Consider the following 21,037-nt stretch of genomic DNA (forward strand, 5'->3'; position numbering starts at 1 on the left):
AATTAGATATAGGCATATATAATCAGACATTATTTCGTTAAAATCAGTGATAAATTCTACTTTCAAATGCATTAAAAGCAATATAAAGGTAAAATTAAGTTTTATATGTAATATTCGAAAACGTTTTATAGTAATCGTTTACTTCAACATAAAGGCACACAAAAGGGACCCTTGAAGGTCCCCGTGTCTACAATGTAAATTGAATGGTCTGCAGTTTGGCGATCCCGAGCAATTGTGCAACCGATATGGAGCTTTCCGGTTGAAAGTGATCTCCATGCAGATACGCAAGTATTTCCTGAAATAAATAGGAGGCTTCCGGACGCTTCATTAACGACAGGTTAGTAAAAGGAAGTGAGGACACCAGAATCTTGCCCTTCCCTATAGTTGCCTCAAATGCATAAGCAAGTCGTTTGGCCCGATGGAAGTGGTCCACCACCTCGATCAGCGGCTCCACTCCTGGCAAAGTATCCAAACATATCGCTGGTGTACCATTTACAAGATGATACCAATGCCAGTCGGAAGCTCCATCATGAGGGAAAGAGCCCAGCAGTGGTACCTGATCTTTCAAATACATGCCCATCGTTGCACCAGGCTGTGTAGCGAACATAAGGTAATTCCAGAATACAGGCAGATATTTGGTCTCCACTGAATCATATAGTCCTTCTGCGATTGGCTGTAGCCAAACAGTTCCACCGTTGACTACATAATCAACAACATTGGGTGTTAAGGACTGAGCGATAATCAAGTCGATCTTTCCATGTTTCAACAACCGGAATCCATCGATGTGATCTACGCGATCATTATGCGCTTCACCTAGGAATGGCTGCAACTCTACAACTGTATTCCAGATCCGATTCGAACCCGGATGGGACTGATACAAAGGAAACGACCAGCCACGCCATACATTGGTTGCATGAATGTCCGAATCACCCGACCGCAGCTCTGCTTCAATCCGAAACGCTGCCGCCCCCTCACGAGGCGCAGTAGCAACAATGCTTCCCATTGAAATGACGGACCCACATTGAATATCTCCGGTTCTCCATTCCCCTTCGGTATGTACCACTTCATCGCTAATCAACTTCCAATGTATGGTAACATTTTCAAGTGGAACTTTACCATAGTGAGATATGCGAACATCCACATCAATGGATTCTCCAGCGTAAAATGTACGCTCCTTGCAGCTTAGCAACACGACCACATCGGAGTTGAACTGCATGAATTCTTCAGGTGTTGTAATGCCTTTGTCGTCCCAGAATACATCCAGAATACCCGTCGTAGCATGTCCCTGACCCGGAAAATCACGGATATCCAGCAATTGCACGCCCGCAGCATCCGGTGTTCGTCTGATCCGCTCCATGGCTTCTTTTAAGGAACGTACCAGATGTGTACCGCTGGCTTGTTGAAAATGCTCCAGATCTGCCATCATTCCTTTGCGAGTAAGCGATTCCTCAATGGGTAGCAACCAGGAGGGACGCAGAACGCCCGTATATTTGGCTCTTTCCTGAGGCCTCACATACATGGTGTACTGTGCATGTTCATGTCCAATTACGGGATGCTCTGCAAGTCTGGTAACGGCATGATAGTCCAGTGTTGTATCCGGTACAGCAGAATACGCAGACTCCAGCGGGGGATGCCAGTTCAACGACTGAATATAATAATCCCCTTCCCGCCCTTGCGCTGGAAGCTGTCCAAAACCTGTATTGTCCGTATATAAACGGGTTGGGTCCATCTCTTTTGCCCTGGAGACCCATGCATTAAGTTCCGGATGGCCATTCGCACCGATAAGTTCATTCCCCATGGAAAACATGACAAATGAGGGATGTCTGTGCAATGACAGGAGCAACCCGTCCAGTTCCTGTGTCAGATAGGTCAACACTTCAGCCGGCGCTGACTGATCTGACTTTTCAAAGAATCGAGACCAATGGGGCAGCTCTGCCTGCACCAGCATGCCCTCTTCATCAGCCGCATCCCAGAAAGGCTCCGGCGCGCTCCACCCATGCAGCCGAACATGATTGAAGCCATACGATCTGGCGACTCGAAACTGGCGAATGTAATGTGCCTTGTCCCAGACGGGATAACCTGTGAGTGGAAAGATGCAGCAATCCACATAGCCGCGTAAATAGACAGGCGTTCCATTCAATTTGAGCTGCTTACCATCTGCAACCAGAGAACGTACACCAAATGTTTGCTCTACCTGATCCAGTTCCCGTTCACCATCAAACAGACGGACCACGGCTTTATACATTTTGGGAGATTCATCCGACCATCTGGCGACAGACTTCTCCGTCCCAAGTTCCAATCGCCAATGATCAATTACAGCGTGGCACTCAGTTGAACCTACTGAGCTTGAATCAGTTGGCGGTCGAGCTTCCAGCTTCACATGAGAACTATATCGATCAAGCCACGTGCCATCTGGATGCTGGATATCCACATGTAATTGAACCGCTCTATCCGATCTATTGGCGGGAGCGCTTACAGTGCAGCCCACCAGAATGGTTCCATGTTCAGCATCGGGTTGAATGCGTAACGTCTCTAGTCGACATGGAGGCAGACAGTCCAGATAAACCCCACCGGTGATTCCACCCCAGGCTGTAGCTGTATGCAATGAATGTATATGGCTTCCGGCCAGCGGAAGTTTCATCGTATTATCCACGCGCATCTCCACCCGATTCACTTCTCCCTGCTTCACCAGAGAGGTGACATTCCACTTTTGTTGATTCACCAGACTATCTTGCTGCCCGGCATAATGCCCATTCATCCAGAGATCCGTTGTCCAGCGAACCCCTTCCAGTCGAAATACATACTGGCAGCCAGGGTCATCTGATGGAACATGTACATCCTGAGCATACCAGGCCGAGCCTTCATACTCACGTATTTTGGTCCAGGTATCGAGCCTTTCATATTCAGGCTCTTCTCCGTATCCTTGCTCTTCCCATGAACCGGGAATCTGAATGGTCTCCCATGATGTATTTTCACACTGTGAAGGCGGTAGTATCTTTTGTGCAATATGCTCATCGGGCTCCAGATCCAATCGAAACTGCCATGTTCCATTGAAGTTCAATGTATGACGTGCCTTAGCTATATCAGACAAATTCATATCGTATAACCATCCCTTCACCTGAGTTCTTGTAAACTCAGTCTATGATGTAGTGCCCTCCGTGACCATTGCTTATCATGGGAAGTGCATGGACAATATGATGAAGCTGGAACATGTCAGTGATGTCGAAAACGTTTTATTTTATAAGCAGGGGCAAGGCCCATTACTTCGTACTCATTCCTCGTTTAGGTCAGCCATTGATGCTTTGGACGAAGATTGGGTTCTCGCCTGTTTGTAAGCAGAAGGAGATTCCCCAACATATTTCTTGAATTTACTGTGGAAGTAGTCCACATTCGCATACCCGACTCTCGCCGCGACCTGATGGACCTTCAATCCTTCATCCAGCAATTCCTTGGCCTTTTCCATACGAACCTTGTCCAGGAATGCATTGAAATACTCTCCAGTATGATTCTTGAACAACTTCCCCAAGTAACTGCTGTTATAGTTAAACACTTCAGCAAGGACCTCCAGCTTGAGATTTTCGCCAGGGTTACGTTGGATAAATTCAATCATCTGTTTCAATACAGTATCCTTGCTCCCCCCACCCATACGTTGAATAAGGCGATTAAAATGTTCCAATGCCATGACCTTGAGATCCGACATCGTAAATTGATGATAGACTTCATTAATCAGAACCGAATGTTCTTGCATAATGGAGTGCATATGTTGATTCGTAGCTGCAAGCTTGTTGAACGCTAGGGAGAACACTTGGGAGAAAGCCGTTTTGATCGCTTGCTCTGTTCGGTGATATGGGACCAAGCGCTCTTCCATCTCACCCAGTACCCGCATAACGGACTCACTGCTACGGATGTCTAACGCATAATACAGCTTGTCACCGAGTTCGTCCTCAACGGGCTCATGTGTTCCATCCACAGCTTCAGCTCCTGGCTCAGCAACGCCTTTGCCTTCGCTACCTTCAGTCCACAGCATGATGCGCTTCTCTGTGAACAAGAAGCGTTCACCGAGTGTACGATTCGCCTGCGTGAATGAACGCGCAATTTCAGAAGTGAAATGTACGGGTTCACCCGCAGCACCATACATGTGGATCTCCCATTCTCCCAGAAGTCCTTCCAGCTCATCATAAAGAATTCTTGCAGATGACTCGGATGTGATTGTTTCCTTGCTTAACAACCCCAGACCGGAATGGAACGAGAAGACGATGCCCCGGTCTTTCTGGTCAAATGCTTCAATCAGTTTGCGTTTCATAACACTTCCTCGTTGCAGATCGGGGGCCGCATGCATCTCAAGCAGAATAATCTGATAATGAGGCCAGTGCAGCCCCAGGCTATCTTCTTCCATGCTGCCCGCACCTTCCAAACTGTCAAAGAGCAACGCCTCAATCTGGTGCTCCAGATAGACAGTATCTTCACCAGCTTGACGTGCCATTGTCTCCCGTTCACGGGTCAGGATCGTAGCAATCCGCTCCAGTTCACTGATGATCTCATCTTCATCCACCGGTTTGAGCAGATAACCATCCACACCAAAACTGATGGCTTTCTTGGCATAATCAAAATCGGCATAACCGCTCAATATCAAAAAGTGCGAATCCGGATGATTCCGGCGCACTTCTTCAATCACATCCAGCCCGGTCATACCGGGCATGCGAATATCAATAATCGTCAGATCAGGCTCCAATTCCTCAAACCGGGAGATAGCCTCACGCCCGCTTGCAGCTGTCGCGATGACCTGGAATCCATATTTTTCCCAATCGATAATGGTTGTCAGTCCCTCACGTATGCTCGGTTCGTCATCCACCAAAAACACTTTATACATGTTGGTCCCCTCCTGCTGGCAAGGTGAAAGAAACCTCTGTTCCTTCCCCATATACACTCTTCATCTGCAATCCATATGGCTCCCCGTACGTCAATGTTAAGCGTTGATGTACATTACGCATGCCGATCCGACTCTTCTCCTGTTCCTCCGGTCCACAGATAAACTGCATCACCTCAGCCAGTCGTTCTGGCGTTATGCCTGCACCATTGTCATCCACACGGATCTGCACAATGTTCTCTACTAAACGAATACTTATATGAACACGGACTGTGCCCTCTTTGTTCTCCAGACCATGGACAATCGCATTCTCAACCAAAGGTTGAATAATGAGAGGCGGAATGTACATCTTCTCCACCTCGGGATCAATATCGATCTGGAATGCAAGACGGTCGCCGTAACGGAATTTCTGAATTTCCAAATAGGAACGTACCATTTCAAGTTCAGCCCGGAAGGTTGTTTTTCCACTGCCAATCTCCAGACTCTTGCGCATCAGCTTGCCCAGCAGTCTGACGATGTTGGCAATCTCCGCTTCTCCCTTAATATGCGCTTTCATCCGAATGGACTCCAGTGCATTAAACAAGAAATGTGGATTGATCTGGCTCGCCATCATTTTCAGTTTAATCTCTTTTTGGGCGATTTCCAATTGATTGTTCTGTTCTGTCGCTTCTACCACCTGTGTCATGAGTTCATTGATACTTTTCACCATATAGTTGAACTGTCGTGACAATTGTCCAATCTCATCGTTTCCATCAATCCGCGAAGTCACGTTCAGATCACCTAATGCCAGCTTGTTGAGGTGTTTACTCAGCCGGAGCAATCGGTTGGAAGTGAGGAACGAGATGATATATACGAATAATAGGGCGATAACGAGCACAAGTATAATGAAAATCATGCCAATCATGCTGACGGTGTTCGCGTCTTTGACGATATTTTTGGTGGCAAAAACCGAAATAACCTTCAGACTGTTCATACTCGATCCAGGGCCCAACTCATCAATAACAATGTTGGATGGCTCCCCCCGAAAATCAGCTTCAATGGTTCCCTTTGCCTGATTCTGCAAATCAACGCCAAAATCAAGCTCGTCCAGCGTTTTCCCTACCAGTTCGGTATTCTTTGCTGCAACCACATACCCCTGCTCGTCCGTAATCATCGTCTCAAACTGTTCCTGACGGAGCAATCCATTCAGTTCATCCTGATTGATGACAATCATCAATACGCCCTCGGTCCGATATTCGGCAAAAGGTACTTTGCGTACCAAGCTGAGCTTGTGTACAGGATTATCTTCCTTGTCCGGAATGTAGAACCACCCGATGCTGGTTGTTTTCAATGCCTGTTGGTACCAGTAGCTCTCTTCCGTCTGCTTGTCTACCGGGATGAATTCGAGGTTGTTGATCAATGTTGGGTTAGTTGAGTAAAAACGAATGCCGGCGATCTCACGGTACAAACGCCTGTACTCCTGAAAGTCTTTGTACGCAAGATAAGCCGAGGTTAGCTCCACAACGCTCTTATACCGTTTATTCACGATCTCCTTGAGATCCGCATTAAACATTAAAAGATTGGATATATCCGTTGGTACACGCAGCATCGTCGCCGTCTGGCTCTTGATCTTGTCCACATTGATGATCGTCTGCCCTATCGCATTGTCCAGGGCCTGCTGGCGAAAATAACTTGTCACAGCAAGGCCAACAATCAATACCGGAATCATGACAACCAGTACATAGGAAATGAGCAATTTATGCTTTAATTTGAGATTATTGGTGGTTCGTATTAGCCTTTTAAACATGTCTGCACCTTCCGTCATCTGTATAAGCGCTTACATATAAAGAGCAGGATCAGGATGTTCTGTCCTCTAAATTAATCATACCACATAACCGCCAGAATTCGGATTGTCATCACAATGGATATATCTGTTGCCGGGCAACAAGCCAGCATAGTCTCTAAAAATAGTCTTTAAAAAAGAAGCCGCCATTAACATGGCGGCCAGATTTACCGAATTATTTCTGCTGCCAGAAGTTTAGTGACTCCTAGATGGGCGAAATCCATATCTTTTGGCACGCCATGCAACAACCAAAGCCATCAATGTTAAAGCCAAGATGGCCCAGTTAAATGACGAAGCTCCCCATTGATTCAGAAGAACACCTCCCGCCATTCCCCCAAGGGCAATAGCCAGATTCCAAACGGTTGTATTAATCGGCATTACAAGATCCACACCTTGTTCGCCCGTAGCTTGAGCAAGTCCGGTCTGCAACAGGGTAGCCGCACCTCCAAATGTCAGCCCCCACAGTGCAACAGAACCGAAGATGACAACCACATGCTCACTCCAAAGACCTAATACAAGGGAAATTAAAGCAAAACCCGCAAGGCTCAGAAGAACCAGCATACGCAACCACCGATCAATGAAAATACCTGTAATCCAGATGCCCACCAATGCCATCAGACCAAATACAAGTAAAATGAGTCCAACCTTGGATTCCAAACCGAAATCGGTGAGAAAAGGAGCAATATACGTGTATAAAATATTATGAGCCAACATCCAGGCTAAAACGACAGTTAAAATGGGAATTACACCGGGGGTAAACAGAACTTGCATGACAGAGATACGCTTATCCGCTGACTGTCCCGGATAGTCGGGTACTTTCCAAAGCACCCAGAAAATCAGTATAAACGCCAGCAATGACATCAGCCAGAACACCGAGCGCCAACCCATTAATGAACCCAGCAGCGTACCTGCCGGAACACCAAATGATAAGGCAATCGGCGTGCCAATCATAGCCACAGCCATCCCCCTTCCCTTGAGATGCTCAGGTACCATCCGTAATGCATAACCACCAATCAGGCCCCAGGAGACACCGGCTGCAACACCGGCCAAGGAACGAGCGAATAGTGTCAGCACATAGTTTGACGAAAGGGCAGTAATGGTGTTGAAGACAAGAAAACCGATAATAGACAGAAGTAAAAGCGGACGACGACGCCAGCCCTTTGTCAGCACCGCCACAGGTATGGCAGCAACCAGCGACCCAACAGCATAAAAGGTGACAAGCTGCCCCGCCCCTGCCTCAGAGATCTGCAGCCCTTCTTTAATTTGCGGTAGCAAACCCGCAGGAAGTGTTTCGGTCATAATGGCTATGAAACCCGCCATAGCCAAGGCCAACAGCCCCAACCATGGAAAACGTTGAGAAGATATATCCGACATTTGTGCAGCTCCTTTTAAGGTAGTATGGAATAAATAATTGAATTGTGGATCGATCATTCCTTATATTATTCACACTGCCTCACCTTGTCAATGACTTTTGGATCGATTAGTATATAATTAAGAAAAAGGAGGGAATATTTTATGGCGAGAACGGGACGTCCACGCATTTTCGATCGGGATGAAGCCCTATTACAGGCGATGATGCTCTTTTGGGAGCAAGGATTCGAGGCCACTTCCTTACTTCAGCTTCGAGCAGCTATGGGGGATATTTCAGCAGCCAGCTTTTATGCAGCCTTTGATTCCAAAGAAGCGTTGTATAAAGAAGCAGTAGAACGATATATGGTTACGTTTGGACGTGTGACGGAAAGCTTCTCGGATCTCACACTCTCACCAAGAGAAGCGATTGAAACAACACTAAGAAGTACCGCAAAAATGCAAACAGACAGCGCGCATCCATCTGGCTGTTTAATTGTGCTGTCAGCTAGCACATGTTCTTCCAAAAACAATCATATTCGTGACATTGCCGCTGAGAAAAGAAAGCTGACTCGTAACCGCCTGCAGGATTGCATCCAGCGTGCTGTGGATGTCGGTGAAATTCCTGCTTCCACGAATGTAGCCATGCTAACCACCGTATTTGATACCTTTATGCAAGGCATATCTACACAAGCCCGCGATGGCGTTCCTTTTGCAACGATCGATGAGGCTATCACGGAATTCATGGGCATCTGGAACCTTGTTCAACATTCAGCCTGACTTTATCTACGAACTATATGGATCGGTTAAAAAAGCCAAAAAAGGCACTCCCACAATTGGAAGTGCCTGCTCAGTATAAATTTTATGCGCGTGCTGTTAAGGACGAGGTGTGCTAACGCCGTTCAGGATCAGCTTCGGATGAATGTCAGCGTTCAGTGAAGCGGAAACTGCACAATATTTTTCCTCAGCCATCTGGATGGCTTTCCAGATACGGTAATCTGGGATATCCCCATCGACTTTGAAGATCAGATCAATGGATGTGAAGCCTTTCGGCATCTCTTCGCTGCGTGTCCCCTGCGCTTCAATCTCAATCGACTCAATTTTGTCCAGGAATGCGTCCAGAATCATCGTAATATCGATTCCCATACAGCCGCCGAGACCTGCCAGTAACAATTCCATCGGGGTTGCACCCTTGCTGTCACCACCATAAGCAGCAGTGGCATCCATGCCAACCGCGTAGCCAGACGGTCCTTCGGAAGTAAATGCGCGTTTGCCTTTCCATACGGTTGTTACATTCATGATGTTATCCTTCTTTCTTAAAATAGGTTAAGTTCAAGCGAAAAAGGTTTGCACTTTCCACTCCGATGACAGAACAACCTTCCGATCGCTGTTATCCCCAGATTTTTTTGATTCCCTTCTTCAAGGAGAAAATCAGGGGATAAAGGCGCACGCTCCGCTTCTCCAGGTTTCTTCTGTCCTCTCCGTTCTTGTGCAAAAAGTTTAGTTGAACTGATATCGTTCACGACCTTAAATACCCGCTTAGGATACGTTCGTTCTTCCGATCGCTGTTATCTTCATCAAAATTCAGTAATTTGTTGCAAGAACCGGCGGGTGCGTTCTTGCGTCGGATGTTCAAAAAAAGCCTGTGGACTTGCTTCTTCCACGATCGATCCATCCGCCATAAAGACGATTTTGTTCGCCACATTACGGGCAAACTTCAATTCATGCGTCACGACCAGCATCGTCATGCCTTCCTCTGCCAGCTCCTTCATGACGGAAAGCACCTCTCCGACAAGTTCGGGATCAAGGGCAGAAGTTGGCTCATCAAACAGCATCACTTCAGGCTCCATCGCAAGTGCACGTGCAATGGCGACCCGCTGCTGTTGTCCACCGGACAATCGGGATGGATATGCATCCTGCTTGTCCGACAGGCCCACGCGATCCAGAAGAATCCGGCCACGTTCGGCCGCTTCGTCACGCTTGATTTTTTTCACCGTCACAAGACCTTCCATGACATTGCCCAGCACCGTCTTGTGCGGATACAGATTGAACTGCTGGAATACCATGCCGGTCTGGCGGCGAATCTCCAATACCCGGGCACGCTGTACACGCAGCGAATCAGCACTGTTAACCACAACACCGTTCACTTCAATCTGTCCTCCAGACAGTTCTTCCAGTCCATTTAGGCAGCGCAGCAAGGTACTTTTGCCTGAACCACTCGGACCGAGCAATACAACAATATCTTTGGCATCGACATGAAGATCGATGTTCGTGAGCACTTCATTTTGTCCAAAACGTTTGGTAAGTCCGGTTGTTGTAATCATCGGTTCTCTCCTCCCATCAGTAAGCGCGGGCTAACCGGCGCTCCACTTGTTCCAGAATGGCCGAGAAGCCGATACTCATAATCCAGTAGATCACACCGATCGCCAGATAAAACGGCATATTCACATAATATTGCGCTACTAATAGCTGTGCCGAACGCAGCAACTCTGTAACCCCAAGGGCAGCAACAAGTGATGTTTCCTTCAACATGCCAATAAACGTGTTCCCCATCGGCGGGATGGCGATGCGCACAGCTTGCGGGAAGATAATGCGTCTCATTGCTTGAGCCGGGGTCATTCCGGTTGCGTATGCAGCTTCCATCTGTCCTTTCGGTACAGCCTGAATCGCTCCACGGAACGTCTCCGACAGAAACGCACCTGCATTCAGACTTAGTCCCAAACAAGCAGCTGTAAGGGACCCCAGGGTCACTCCATAATCGACCAATCCGTAATAAATGACGAATAATTGCACCAGCAGCGGGGTTCCCCGCATGATGGATACATAAAACCTTGCGATCAGCCTAAGCCATATCGGACCCTTCAGACGAGCAATAGCAACAAGTAATCCGATGATGAATGCAAAAAACATCGAGATCACCGTTACGTATAACGTATAGTAAGCCCCCTTCAGAAAGAAGGGGATATTCTCAAATACCAGTTCCATGGGTTAAATCTCCCCTTCGCCTTGCCAGTTCATTATTGCGCAGGCTCTTCACCAAACCATTTTTTGAAGATGGTGTTGTATGTGCCATCATCTTTCATGCCTTTGAGCGCATCATTCAATGCTGCAACGAGTTCCGGATTGTCTTTGCGAACAGCGATACCTGCTTGGTCACTCTTGATTGCTTCGCCTACAGCTTTGATCTTTAATCCGTTGGCATCAACAATCGGTTTCAGTGCGTACATGTTGTTGATTGTGGCGTCAATCCGTCCAGCATTCAGGTCTTTCAGTGAAGAGATGACATCGTCATAGGTTTTAATCGTGAAGTCTCCCACTTTAGGCAACACTTCATTACGCAGATACGTCTCATCATTTGTACCCAGACCTACGCCAATTGTTTTTCCTTTGAAATCTTCCAGCTTGGTGATATCGTTATTGTCTTCTTTTACAATGATTTTCACTTGGTTCGTAATATACGGATCACTGAAGTCGAGAACTTTCTTACGATCATCGGTAATGGTCATCTGGCTGATAATAGCATCCAGCTTCTTCGCTTGCAGACTTGGTGTCAGACCAGAGAACTCCTGGGATACAAATTCAACCTTAACCCCAAGACGCTTCGCAACCTCACGTGCGATATCGGCATCATAGCCGTCCATTTCTTTCTTATCGTTCAGGAAGTTGTATGGTGCGTATGTGCCCATCATGCCCACTTTAATCACGCCAGCAGACTTGATCTGCTCCAGTTCATTGCTTGCCTGTGCACCATTCGTGCCCCCATTGTCTGTTGCCTTACTTCCACAAGCACTAAGTACCAGCACAGTCATCAGCAGAATCGCTGTCAAAGACCAGCCTTTACGCGTTTTCGATCCATATGTTTTGTTCATTACGTTAACTTCCTCTCATTCGTGTATTGATCTGGGTGTACATTTGGTTACGCTATTGTGATCAAACAGCAGTTGTACCCATTATTCCCTGCTAGTTGTGTAATCATGTGAATCTCTGGTCTCTCGTTGAAAAATAAAGCTGCGGACTTTGCACATGCTTATGTACCCAATAGTCCGTAAAATTCAAAGCTTGCTGCCTCAGCTGCCAACGAAGAAGCTGTCATGGCGGAGAACTTGCTGTGCAACTCATCCGAACCGAACAACCAGCGTGATATCATGCCTTCGATCATGCTTACCAACAGCGCTGCTCGCAGCGGTACATCCATGCCCTGAGGCAACATGCCGAGTTCGATGGCACGTTCCATATTGTGTCGGAACGCAGTCTCGACGGCATTTCGTGTCTCCTCGACCAGTCGTTGTACGGATTCTTCAGTCACGATGCCTTTAAGCAACAGTTCCATAAAATATCGATTCTGTGCGGCGAACATGAACAGGTCAGTGAATAGCCTCTCCGATGCTTTCACCATATCTTCTACCGATCCGGCATCCTTGCGGTATCCTTGTCCAATCGCCTCAAGCAATTCCTCCTTGCCCGTTAATATAATTTCCGAAGCAATGGCTTCTTTGCTTTTGAAATGCCAGTAAAACGTCCCTTGCGCCACACCAGCCTCACGGACGATATCGGAAATTTTCGTCTGATGGTAACCTTGGGTTGCAAAACGCTCCATTGCTATGCGTATTATTTGGTCCCGCCGTTCTTCACCGGGTTCCAAACCGTTGATTTTGGTCATTCCTGTAACCCTCCCGATTGATGAGTCAGTCAGTTAATGTATATCCTATGGGATAACTAGGTTTTTGTCAATATAGTTTTAAACAAATGATTACAAGCATAAGTTGAAGTTGAGTGCATTTGTGATCATAATAGGTGATAGCCTTGTTCAAATGAACAGGCATGGTCAAGCAGGACAGCCTGTGCTGTCACCTGCATATCAAGGAGGAAGAGAATTGGACATTATATCATCCATTATTATGGGCATCATCGAAGGTTTGACTGAGTTTTTGCCCGTGTCCTCCACTGGACACATGATTCTGACTGCCCACTTGCTGGGTTTATCGGAGGACAACGAGTCAGTCAAAACGTTTGAGGTGGTTGTTCAACTCGGAGCTGTACTTGCTGTTGTTGTACTGTATTGGAACAAATTCATTGATATGTTCCGCTTCACCGGAGGCAGCAGACCTTACTCCCGCCGCCTCAATCTGGGACATATCTTCCTGGCGATGGTTCCTGCCGTAGTCATTGGACTTGTATTCCGCGACTGGATCAAAGCACATTTGTTTGGTCCGGAGACAGTGCTGTACAGCCTCGTTATAGGTGGTATATTGATGATCGTAGCAGAACGCTGGAGCCGTAAGAGTGAACGAATTACTACCCATGATGTCGATGATATTTCTTACAAACAGGCATTCGCAGTGGGTATATTTCAGATCTTGGCATTGTGGCCAGGCTTCTCCCGTTCCGGATCAACGATCTCAGGCGGTCTCTTTGCAGGGGTAAGCCGCGTAGCCGCTGCGGAGTTCACATTCCTCGTGTCTGTGCCAATTATGATTGGTGCTACGGGATATGACCTGTACAAAAGTATTGATCACCTGAACGGCAGTGATTTCCCGATCTTTGCGATAGGATTCATCGCTGCTTTCATCGTCGCCATGCTTGCGATCAAGACGTTCCTGTCCATTTTGAAAAAATTGAGCCTGACCGTCTTTGCCGTGTATCGCTTCGTCTTGGCAGCCGTGTTCTTTATTATTTTAATGTAACCTTACATTGCAATGAATTAAGACAGGCAAAATCAATGGCGGCCTCACATTCCATTTGGAACGAGGCCGCCATATTTATGCTATATGTCATGCTTCTGTTCATTCACGATTCCGTTGATCTATGATTTTTGGGCTACTTAGAAACAGGAATAGCTGTACTTAGATGAAGTCTTGCTCTTCGTGACTTCCTTTTTGGTTGGGTGGGACCATTGGTGATGCCGACTAGGTTCACTATGTATCGTGGACATTCAGATTCATGTTCACTTCTCCAAAAACAGTCTGGCTTAGGACCACTCTTTCACTTGAATGCTCCGGTGTTTCTTCCAATATTTTAATCTTTCACGCAGATTATATCTATTCTCCTTTTGTTGCTGCAGCAATTGCTTGACTCCGATCATCAACAATCGGTATCTTCGGTCATCATTGTGGCTTAATTGGTGCATTTCCTCAAAAATTTCATTTTTCATACGGATCTTGTTCACTCCAAATATTCAGTTTGTTCTCACAGTATACATGGGAGCACTGAACAAATTCTAAACAAGCGCTAGTCCTCAACTTCACTTATTCGAATACACATTTTGCGTGCTGGAATGAAGCAGAAAAACCCCTTCCAGTCGCTGGACAAGAAGAGGTCTCCGTAGTTAAGTTAATTAACAAGCTGCTTTTGCCTTCATACGCTTAAACTTTGGATTCAAGCGTCTCCAGATACTCGGAGATTTGAGCAGGTGTTTTAGCCCATTTGCTATGCAGATGTGCGATTTTCTTGCCGTTTTGGAAGACAAGCAGGCTTGGAATACCGCGTACACCATTTTCTTCAGCAAACGGCTGGAACTTTTCTGCATCTAGGGCATAGAAGGTTTTGTCCGTATGTTGGTCGATAACATCCCCGATAAAACGATCCAGGTTTTTGCAGTCTGGACACCAGGTTGTATCAAATTTAATGACGGTAAAACCATCAGAGTTGATTGTATCCAAATATTGCTGTTCACTTTGAATTCTTTCCATATGTCTTCTCTCCCTTATATGTTGTTTTTAATGGCTGATCTTCATTGTACCTTGTATAGTTACAATTGAAAATAGGCTTAATGGCGTTAGCGATGCTGCTTGTATAGATTAGCGGGACTAAGCTCACGTATTTGCTGAATTTCTACGGTGGTAAGTGCAGGCGAATTCGAAGCGGCAATATTGTGCAGCAACTGGTCTCTCGAGCTAGCACCAGGGACAACGGCTGCAACCGCAGGATGGGATAACGCATACCGAATAGCCGTCTGAGCCATGCTGCGTTGGTCCGTAACAAGACGACTTAACCCTTGCCGAATGGTATATAGTTGCTCTGGCGTATAGTCCAGATAACCTTTGTCTGCCTTGGCAAATCCGGAATCGGCGAGCACACCGCTAGCTACGGGCCCACGGGCAATTACACTGATCCCCTTTTGTTCCAATAAAGGCAGCACCTCTTCTTCCGCTCTGCGGTCAGCAACACTGTACTGGTTCATCACACTTACGATGGATGCCCTCTTTACATACTCCCGAATCACATTAGGACGAATGGAGGAAATTCCGTAATATCGGATAAGTCCTTCCTTCTTCAGTTCCTCAAACGCTTCGATTGTCTCTTCGATGGGATCGTCCAATGTGCCGCCATGCAGCTGGTATAAATCAATGTAATCGGTCTGCAACCGCTTCAAGCTTTCATGTACAGCCTGCTTAATGTAGGCTTTGGATGGGTCCCAAGACCAACCCTCTTTGCCGGGCAGACGACGATTTCCTACTTTGGTCGCCACAACGACTTGGTCCCGGCGCCCCTTAATAGCTTGTCCTACAATCTCTTCATTACGTCCTGCGTCGTAAAGATCGGCTGTATCCAACAGGTTGACCCCATGATCCAAAGCCTCATGAATCAGGCCCATTGCGGGTTCCATTTCGGTTCCAAGTGACATACATCCCAGCCCAATCTCCGACACCATCAGTTCGGATGTACCCAGACGATTTTTCTTCATACGTGCATCTCCCTCCATACGTTCTGCAAGTATCCATTGTATCATTCTTGCTGGTAAAAATCGCATTATAGATGAAAGCAAGGGGTTGCTCTCAGATTGCACAAAAAAACCTGGAAGGACTTCATCTCCAGGTTTCTCATGATCATCATGTTCATTCAAACGAAAAACGAACGATCAAAATCTATTTCACTTCCACGCGTGGTCTGGATTGACTTGTTCCATTGGACGAATTGGAGCTTTTCATCATACCCGAGACCGTGCTGAACAGCTTATCTCTTGCTTGTTTGTTCCTCATCAGATAAGTCACACCTGCGCCGATCGCCGTCATCAGTATTCCTCTTCTTTTAGACATGTGCTTCTCCTCCTTCAGGATAAATGTACATCGTGTCTTGTTTGACAATTACCCTTTGGGAGCAAAACGAAACGAAGTACAGGCTTGATCACACAAAAAAAGATGACCTCCGAATCGTTCAGAGGTCATCTTTCAAGCCACATTTGCCGTCCGCTTAATCGGACGGTGTTGCCATATGGGTCATTTCTTCATGTTTGTAGGTTGAACCATCCGCGGTCAGATAAAAGTGTCCGAGGGGATGCAGGTTTTCGTCCAACTCATAGACAAGCGGGATGCCTGTCGGGATATTGAGCGCCACCACGTCTGCCTCGGACAATTGGTCCAGATGCATGACGAGTGAACGAAGCGTGTTACCGTGCGCAGAGATCAGCACTCTTTTGCCCGCCGATACCATCGGTTTAATCTCCGCATTCCAGTACTCCAGCACACGCTTGGATGTATCCATCAGGTTCTCTGTAACGGGGATGGTGCACCCGAGCCGCTTGTACTTGTCCAGATCCTGTACATATCGTTCATCGGTCTCATCCAATGCAGGGGGAGATACGTTAACGGAGCGTCTCCATTCCTTCACTTGGTCTTCCCCATACTTCAACGCAGTCTGCTGTTTATTCAGTCCTTGCAGCGCACCATAATGACGTTCATTCAGCTTCCAGGTCTTCGTAATGGGAATCCACATAAGGTCCATCTCATCGAGCGCAATATCCAGTGTACGGATGGAACGTTTCAAGACGGAGGCATAGGCATAATCAAAATCAAACCCTTGCTCCTTCATGATCTTCCCAGCTTTACGAGCTTCTCCGTAACCATCTGTTGTGAGATCGACATCCGTCCAACCCGTAAAACGATTCTCTACATTCCACATGCTCTGTCCATGACGAATCAAAACAACTCTGTACATAACCGTGAACCCTCCTTCCATGGAAACATTACCCTCAAGATGAGCAAGATATGCTTAATTACATTAATAATACGGTGCCATCATCAGGTATACTACGACGCCCGTGGAACTGACGTACAGCCAGATGGGCATCGTCCAACGTGCAATTTTGCGGTGTTTCTTTAATTGATTCGTCCAGCCCCACACAAGTGTGAACAACGCCAACGGAACGATCAGGGCTGCCAGTATACTATGGGTAATCAGAATGAAGAAATAGATGGAACGAATGATGCCCTCGCCGCCATATTTGGACGTCTCTGGTGAGAGGTAGTGAAACGTCAGATAGGTCACGAGGAATAAAAGTGTTGTTGAGAATGCAGCAAGAATAAATCGTTTGTGCAACTTCACATTCCGCTTGATAATAGCAATCAGCGCTGCGAGCAGGAAGATGAAGGTAAAGCTGTTAAACACGGCATTAAACCGTGGCAACACCGTAATATCAAAGGTCACATCACCTTTGTATCCAATGGACGGTGCGAAGAACAATAATAAAATAATGACATTAGCGAGAATGGAAATCGTAATAATGATGCCTGCGAAATTTTTATTGCTCGTCGGGGATGGAATGTTCGGCTCCCCTTTGTTATTTTTGCCCAATGCAAAATCCTCCTCATATCCTAACTTCTATGTTCTATATCATTATATCTCGGCAATTCCGGGCTGTTAAGTGACAACACTCTGAACAAAAACCGTTGCACTCCCCTATAAAATGCCCCTTTGCTGCTGTTTTCAATCAAATCCACAGCAGCTCCCATTTACCCATGCCTTTATTTGTGGTATAATTAATGCAATTAATCACATACGCGTTGAAACTGGAGGAGCCTGTCACCAAGGGCCCCTCTTTGTCTTTTTCAGGCACAGAACGGCACTTTTCCTAATGCCTTTCTGTGTCTTTTTGTTTTATGAAGCTGAGAATGGATAGCCCTTGGGCAGGTAAACCTATAAACGCTACTGCTGGAGAGGAGCACACCTATGGAATTTATTTTGGTTCTTGCACTTATTTTGATCTTCACCAAACTTGCGGGTGATTTGTCCGTTAGATTGGGCCAACCATCGGTACTAGGGAAACTGATTGTGGGTGTCATCCTCGGACCTGCTATTCTCGGTTGGGTTCAGCAAAGTGATTTCGTCCACTATATGGCCGAAATCGGGGTACTATTGTTGATGTTCATCGCTGGACTGGAGACCGATCTGGAACAATTGAAGAAAAACTGGAAAGCAGCCTTTGCCGTTGCTGTGGGTGGTATTATTTTACCATTCATCGGAGGATACGGTTCGGCCATGGCGTTCGGTATGTCACAGACACACGCATTATTCTTTGGACTTTTATTCTGTGCCACGTCCGTCAGCATTTCCGTTCAGACACTAAAAGACATGGATCAACTAAGCTCTCGTGAGGGTACAACAATCCTTGGTGCAGCTGTTGTCGATGATGTCCTGGTCGTTGTGATTCTTGCCGTTATGATGAGCTTGCTGGGTACAGGCGGAGGTGACACTTCGATTTCTCTACTCATTGGTAAGAAGTTATTATTCTTTGTTATCATTATCGCTGCCAGCTGGTTCCTTGTTCCACGCATCATGAAGTGGATGGCACCATTGAAGGTAACGGAAACCGTTATTACTGCGGGACTGATCATTTGTTTCGGATTTTCCTACTTTGCGGAGTGGATGGGTGTTGCAGGAATTATTGGTGCTTTTGCAGCAGGTATTGCGATCTCTCAAACCAACTTCAAACATGAAGTTGAAACCAAACTGGAACCGATCGCCTACGGAATTTTTGTTCCGGTGTTCTTTGTCAGTATTGGTTTGAATGTCACGTTTGATGGTGTGGGTTCACAAATTTGGTTTATTGTCGTTATCAGTATCATCGCGATTGTAACCAAACTTATCGGTGGAGGAGCCGGTGCACGACTGACTGGATTTAATATGTCATCTTCATTGGCCATTGGCTCAGGAATGATTTCAAGAGGTGAGGTTGCTCTCATTATCGCTTCAACCGGACTTGCTTCCGGATTGCTTGATCCGGAGTATTTTACCAGCGTCGTGATCATGGTTATCGTAACCACATTGGTCACGCCTCCTCTGCTCAAAATTACCTTTGCACGCAAAAAGGGTGAAAAGCGAGTCGAAAAAGGAATTGAAGAATCACATCTTGGTGGATGAGGGCTGGCTGGGCCTGAAGATTGATCACTTTTTCTAAGGAACCCAGTACGTCTTATTTGGTCCTCTGGCTCTCTTTTTCAATTCTAAGAAACATCAGACACTTTATTTTCCAAATTTCCATAGCAAAACGCTGAAAATGGCTGTATATTCCGATATAGCGTTTCTCAGGTTCCTTATATTACTGCTAGTGCTTCGAATCCCTGAATAAGACGTCTCAGATTCCTTAGTTTTTATTGACGCTCTGCGCTTTTTTTCCAAGCATAGGCCCGGACGGACGACGCATATCGGCTCTACGGAGAACTTAATTAAATGTAAACCGCCTTGAAAGGGCGAATACTCTACTTTTACAGCGTCTACATTGCATTCGCACATTAAGGACGGCGTTCACTCACGTTCAAAGTGTAGCACTTATCAGATCCGAATACGCCAGTCTCGATTTGGCTTTCAGACTAGGAGTTGAGATACGGTCTAGTTGAAAGGTATTGAAATCATTCCGTATTTGAAGCTATACTTGATTTAGAAAAGCAATATATCGGTCGTGAAGCACACGCCGCTTTGATCTATTCTTCCCCTTCGACATGAAGGTTGGAGAGGGTCAGAGCGGCTTTTTGTATTTTCACATAACGACTTGAAGCACTATTCACGTTCGTTTTAATTTATTTTATTTTTAGAGGAGATGAAAGACGATGAGCATTGATTTTGATGAGGCTTATGAAGTTTGGATGCACTCCCTTTTGGAGAAGGAGACGAACCCTCGAGTGCTTTCCAGAATAAAAAATGGACTGGAACATAGCACATTGGAATTTTTGCGTTCCGTTTGGTTTCCAGTGATGAAAAACTTTAACCATCTGCAACCCGAATGGGAGGTTCGTGATTTTCATAACGGCTATCGGTATCTGGATCTAGCTTACCTGCCAGGAAACGGTATCAAAGGGGGGATTGAGATTCAAGGTTACGGACCACATGCTCGTGATCTGGATGTACGGCGTTTCAAAGATTTATGCTGGCGACATTGTCTGCTGACGTTGGATGATTGGATTTTTCTGCCGATCGCGTATCTCTCCATTAAGGATGAACCGAAACGGTGCCAGCAGCTAGTGCTGTCTTTTATGGGAAAATTCATGGCCACAGATGTGCCCCCGTCCCTTAATTGGCTGGAAGCCGAGACTGTTCGTTATGCCAGACGCATTATCCGTCCCTTTGCCCCGTCGGAACTTGCTACGCATCTGCGAATCACAGATCAGCACGCTCGAAGAGTTCTTCACAGTCTAATTGTTCAAGAGGTATTACATGTCGCAAGTGGCACACAACGATATCGAACCTACATCTTACGAACATGAGACACGCTATTTCACCCGTACAGCACATGTTCATTTTTTAACGAACTCAGGACACCTTATTATGATGATATGGAGTAAATCAGGGCAATTGGAGGGGCATTTTCGTGAAATAAGGTTTACCGGATTCGTTAGAATTCCAACATGCCTCATATCTCGATAATAAGCTCACCTGAGTTCGTCAGCATTTTTGGATATGCCCTTTGAAACGTTTTGAAACGCTCAGAGTTACTAGACTACTCTTAAAGCTCAATGCGAACCACTGGAGTTACTGGGGTTTCAGATCCTTGAGTCACTAACGAGTTACATGGGGAGTTAAACGGAAATTTACACGAAGAGTTACATGGAGAGTTACATAATAGAGTTACTTGGATTGTTATATGAATTGTTACACGAAGAATTAATCAGAGAAATAGCTGGATTAGCTCTGAACTTGAACTCCCTGCAATAGCTTATGGGATAGTCTACAGTTCCGAGAAGTAAGTTACTTGAAGTTGATTAAATTACTTAGAAGAGGCCTCCCATCCT

19 protein-coding genes are annotated in these 21,037 nt (G+C 46.2%); 4 read left to right on the forward strand and 15 right to left on the reverse strand.

Translation table 11 applies throughout. From position 1 onward, the window contains the following. Positions 1–187 precede the first annotated feature (187 nt). The 4 genes from MKZ12_RS25665 to MKZ12_RS25680 form a co-directional block, all read right to left on the reverse strand. The gene (locus MKZ12_RS25665) at positions 188–3,097 is read right to left on the reverse strand and encodes a sugar-binding domain-containing protein (protein ID WP_339257453.1); all 2,910 of its coding nucleotides are present in this window, start codon (positions 3,095–3,097) and stop codon (positions 188–190) included. 174 nt (positions 3,098–3,271) lie between these two features. Beyond that, the gene (locus tag MKZ12_RS25670) at positions 3,272–4,870 is read right to left on the reverse strand and encodes a response regulator transcription factor (RefSeq protein ID WP_339257455.1); all 1,599 of its coding nucleotides are present in this window, start codon (positions 4,868–4,870) and stop codon (positions 3,272–3,274) included. Next, on the reverse strand, positions 4,863–6,653 hold the full coding sequence (locus tag MKZ12_RS25675; RefSeq protein WP_339257457.1) for a histidine kinase: 1,791 nt from the start codon (positions 6,651–6,653) through the stop codon (positions 4,863–4,865). Before MKZ12_RS25675 ends, MKZ12_RS25670 begins: the two co-directional genes overlap by 8 nt. 231 nt (positions 6,654–6,884) lie before the next feature. Further along, positions 6,885–8,063: an MFS transporter gene (locus MKZ12_RS25680; protein ID WP_339257459.1), complete on the reverse strand. Its 1,179-nt coding sequence runs from the start codon at positions 8,061–8,063 to the stop codon at positions 6,885–6,887. A gap of 141 nt (positions 8,064–8,204) precedes the next feature. Between MKZ12_RS25680 and MKZ12_RS25685 the strand changes: the two genes are divergently transcribed. Next, complete coding sequence (locus tag MKZ12_RS25685; protein ID WP_339257460.1) at positions 8,205–8,816, forward strand: TetR/AcrR family transcriptional regulator; 612 nt, start codon at positions 8,205–8,207, stop codon at positions 8,814–8,816. A gap of 96 nt (positions 8,817–8,912) precedes the next feature. On the opposite strand, the gene MKZ12_RS25690 is transcribed toward MKZ12_RS25685, so the two are convergent. From MKZ12_RS25690 to MKZ12_RS25710, 5 genes are all read right to left on the reverse strand, one after another. Further along, on the reverse strand, positions 8,913–9,335 hold the full coding sequence (locus tag MKZ12_RS25690) for an OsmC family protein (RefSeq protein WP_017692209.1): 423 nt from the start codon (positions 9,333–9,335) through the stop codon (positions 8,913–8,915). Between the two features lie 278 nt (positions 9,336–9,613). After that, the gene (locus tag MKZ12_RS25695) at positions 9,614–10,360 is read right to left on the reverse strand and encodes an amino acid ABC transporter ATP-binding protein (protein ID WP_339257462.1); all 747 of its coding nucleotides are present in this window, start codon (positions 10,358–10,360) and stop codon (positions 9,614–9,616) included. Positions 10,361–10,376: 16 nt separating this feature from the next. Next, on the reverse strand, positions 10,377–11,021 hold the full coding sequence (locus MKZ12_RS25700) for an amino acid ABC transporter permease (RefSeq protein ID WP_339237823.1): 645 nt from the start codon (positions 11,019–11,021) through the stop codon (positions 10,377–10,379). Between the two features lie 32 nt (positions 11,022–11,053). Next, a complete protein-coding gene (locus MKZ12_RS25705) occupies positions 11,054–11,905 on the reverse strand; it encodes a transporter substrate-binding domain-containing protein (protein WP_339257464.1) in 852 nt (283 codons plus the stop codon). Between the two features lie 158 nt (positions 11,906–12,063). After that, a complete protein-coding gene (locus tag MKZ12_RS25710) occupies positions 12,064–12,696 on the reverse strand; it encodes a TetR/AcrR family transcriptional regulator (RefSeq protein ID WP_339237825.1) in 633 nt (210 codons plus the stop codon). A 238-nt stretch (positions 12,697–12,934) separates the two neighbouring features. Here MKZ12_RS25710 and MKZ12_RS25715 point away from each other — a divergent pair, with 238 nt between their 5' ends. Next, on the forward strand, positions 12,935–13,720 hold the full coding sequence (locus MKZ12_RS25715; protein WP_253442834.1) for an undecaprenyl-diphosphate phosphatase: 786 nt from the start codon (positions 12,935–12,937) through the stop codon (positions 13,718–13,720). A 284-nt stretch (positions 13,721–14,004) separates the two neighbouring features. Here the strand turns inward: MKZ12_RS25715 and MKZ12_RS25720 are convergent, their stop codons facing one another. The 6 genes from MKZ12_RS25720 to MKZ12_RS25745 form a co-directional block, all read right to left on the reverse strand. After that, a complete protein-coding gene (locus MKZ12_RS25720) occupies positions 14,005–14,187 on the reverse strand; it encodes a hypothetical protein (protein WP_339237829.1) in 183 nt (60 codons plus the stop codon). 211 nt (positions 14,188–14,398) lie between these two features. After that, positions 14,399–14,725: a thioredoxin family protein gene (locus MKZ12_RS25725; RefSeq protein WP_017692202.1), complete on the reverse strand. Its 327-nt coding sequence runs from the start codon at positions 14,723–14,725 to the stop codon at positions 14,399–14,401. Between the two features lie 86 nt (positions 14,726–14,811). Beyond that, positions 14,812–15,720, reverse strand: a complete 909-nt coding sequence (locus MKZ12_RS25730; RefSeq protein ID WP_339257466.1) for an aldo/keto reductase — start codon at positions 15,718–15,720, stop codon at positions 14,812–14,814. A gap of 181 nt (positions 15,721–15,901) precedes the next feature. Further along, positions 15,902–16,072, reverse strand: a complete 171-nt coding sequence (locus MKZ12_RS25735) for a hypothetical protein (RefSeq protein WP_339237833.1) — start codon at positions 16,070–16,072, stop codon at positions 15,902–15,904. A gap of 154 nt (positions 16,073–16,226) precedes the next feature. Next, positions 16,227–16,970 (reverse strand): 2,3-diphosphoglycerate-dependent phosphoglycerate mutase, encoded by a 744-nt coding sequence (gene gpmA / locus MKZ12_RS25740; RefSeq protein ID WP_339237835.1) that lies wholly within the window; start codon positions 16,968–16,970, stop codon positions 16,227–16,229. A 63-nt stretch (positions 16,971–17,033) separates the two neighbouring features. Continuing rightward, positions 17,034–17,606, reverse strand: a complete 573-nt coding sequence (locus MKZ12_RS25745; RefSeq protein ID WP_017692198.1) for a DUF420 domain-containing protein — start codon at positions 17,604–17,606, stop codon at positions 17,034–17,036. A gap of 375 nt (positions 17,607–17,981) precedes the next feature. Here MKZ12_RS25745 and MKZ12_RS25750 point away from each other — a divergent pair, with 375 nt between their 5' ends. Next, the gene (locus tag MKZ12_RS25750; RefSeq protein WP_339237837.1) at positions 17,982–19,172 is read left to right on the forward strand and encodes a cation:proton antiporter; all 1,191 of its coding nucleotides are present in this window, start codon (positions 17,982–17,984) and stop codon (positions 19,170–19,172) included. Between the two features lie 686 nt (positions 19,173–19,858). Beyond that, the gene (locus MKZ12_RS25755) at positions 19,859–20,512 is read left to right on the forward strand and encodes a transcriptional regulator (RefSeq protein ID WP_339257468.1); all 654 of its coding nucleotides are present in this window, start codon (positions 19,859–19,861) and stop codon (positions 20,510–20,512) included. The last annotated feature ends 525 nt before the right edge of the window (positions 20,513–21,037 follow it).

It is taken from the genome of Paenibacillus sp. FSL R5-0713 (assembly GCF_037973325.1).
Classification (GTDB): Bacteria; Bacillota; Bacilli; order Paenibacillales; family Paenibacillaceae; genus Paenibacillus.

Coding starts and splice junctions, on each gene's coding strand:
- MKZ12_RS25665 (WP_339257453.1), bottom strand. CDS start 3,097: ATGAATTTGTCTGATATAGCTAAGGCACGTCATACATTGAACTTCAAT.
- MKZ12_RS25670 (WP_339257455.1), bottom strand. CDS start 4,870: ATGTATAAAGTGTTTTTGGTGGATGACGAACCGAGCATACGTGAGGGA.
- MKZ12_RS25675 (WP_339257457.1), bottom strand. CDS start 6,653: ATGTTTAAAAGGCTAATACGAACCACCAATAATCTCAAATTAAAGCAT.
- MKZ12_RS25680 (WP_339257459.1), bottom strand. CDS start 8,063: ATGTCGGATATATCTTCTCAACGTTTTCCATGGTTGGGGCTGTTGGCC.
- MKZ12_RS25685 (WP_339257460.1), top strand. CDS start 8,205: ATGGCGAGAACGGGACGTCCACGCATTTTCGATCGGGATGAAGCCCTA.
- MKZ12_RS25690 (WP_017692209.1), bottom strand. CDS start 9,335: ATGAATGTAACAACCGTATGGAAAGGCAAACGCGCATTTACTTCCGAA.
- MKZ12_RS25695 (WP_339257462.1), bottom strand. CDS start 10,360: ATGATTACAACAACCGGACTTACCAAACGTTTTGGACAAAATGAAGTG.
- MKZ12_RS25700 (WP_339237823.1), bottom strand. CDS start 11,021: ATGGAACTGGTATTTGAGAATATCCCCTTCTTTCTGAAGGGGGCTTAC.
- MKZ12_RS25705 (WP_339257464.1), bottom strand. CDS start 11,905: ATGAACAAAACATATGGATCGAAAACGCGTAAAGGCTGGTCTTTGACA.
- MKZ12_RS25710 (WP_339237825.1), bottom strand. CDS start 12,696: ATGACCAAAATCAACGGTTTGGAACCCGGTGAAGAACGGCGGGACCAA.
- MKZ12_RS25715 (WP_253442834.1), top strand. CDS start 12,935: ATGGGCATCATCGAAGGTTTGACTGAGTTTTTGCCCGTGTCCTCCACT.
- MKZ12_RS25720 (WP_339237829.1), bottom strand. CDS start 14,187: ATGAAAAATGAAATTTTTGAGGAAATGCACCAATTAAGCCACAATGAT.
- MKZ12_RS25725 (WP_017692202.1), bottom strand. CDS start 14,725: ATGGAAAGAATTCAAAGTGAACAGCAATATTTGGATACAATCAACTCT.
- MKZ12_RS25730 (WP_339257466.1), bottom strand. CDS start 15,720: ATGAAGAAAAATCGTCTGGGTACATCCGAACTGATGGTGTCGGAGATT.
- MKZ12_RS25735 (WP_339237833.1), bottom strand. CDS start 16,072: ATGTCTAAAAGAAGAGGAATACTGATGACGGCGATCGGCGCAGGTGTG.
- gpmA (WP_339237835.1), bottom strand. CDS start 16,970: ATGTACAGAGTTGTTTTGATTCGTCATGGACAGAGCATGTGGAATGTA.
- MKZ12_RS25750 (WP_339237837.1), top strand. CDS start 17,982: ATGGAATTTATTTTGGTTCTTGCACTTATTTTGATCTTCACCAAACTT.
- MKZ12_RS25755 (WP_339257468.1), top strand. CDS start 19,859: ATGAGCATTGATTTTGATGAGGCTTATGAAGTTTGGATGCACTCCCTT.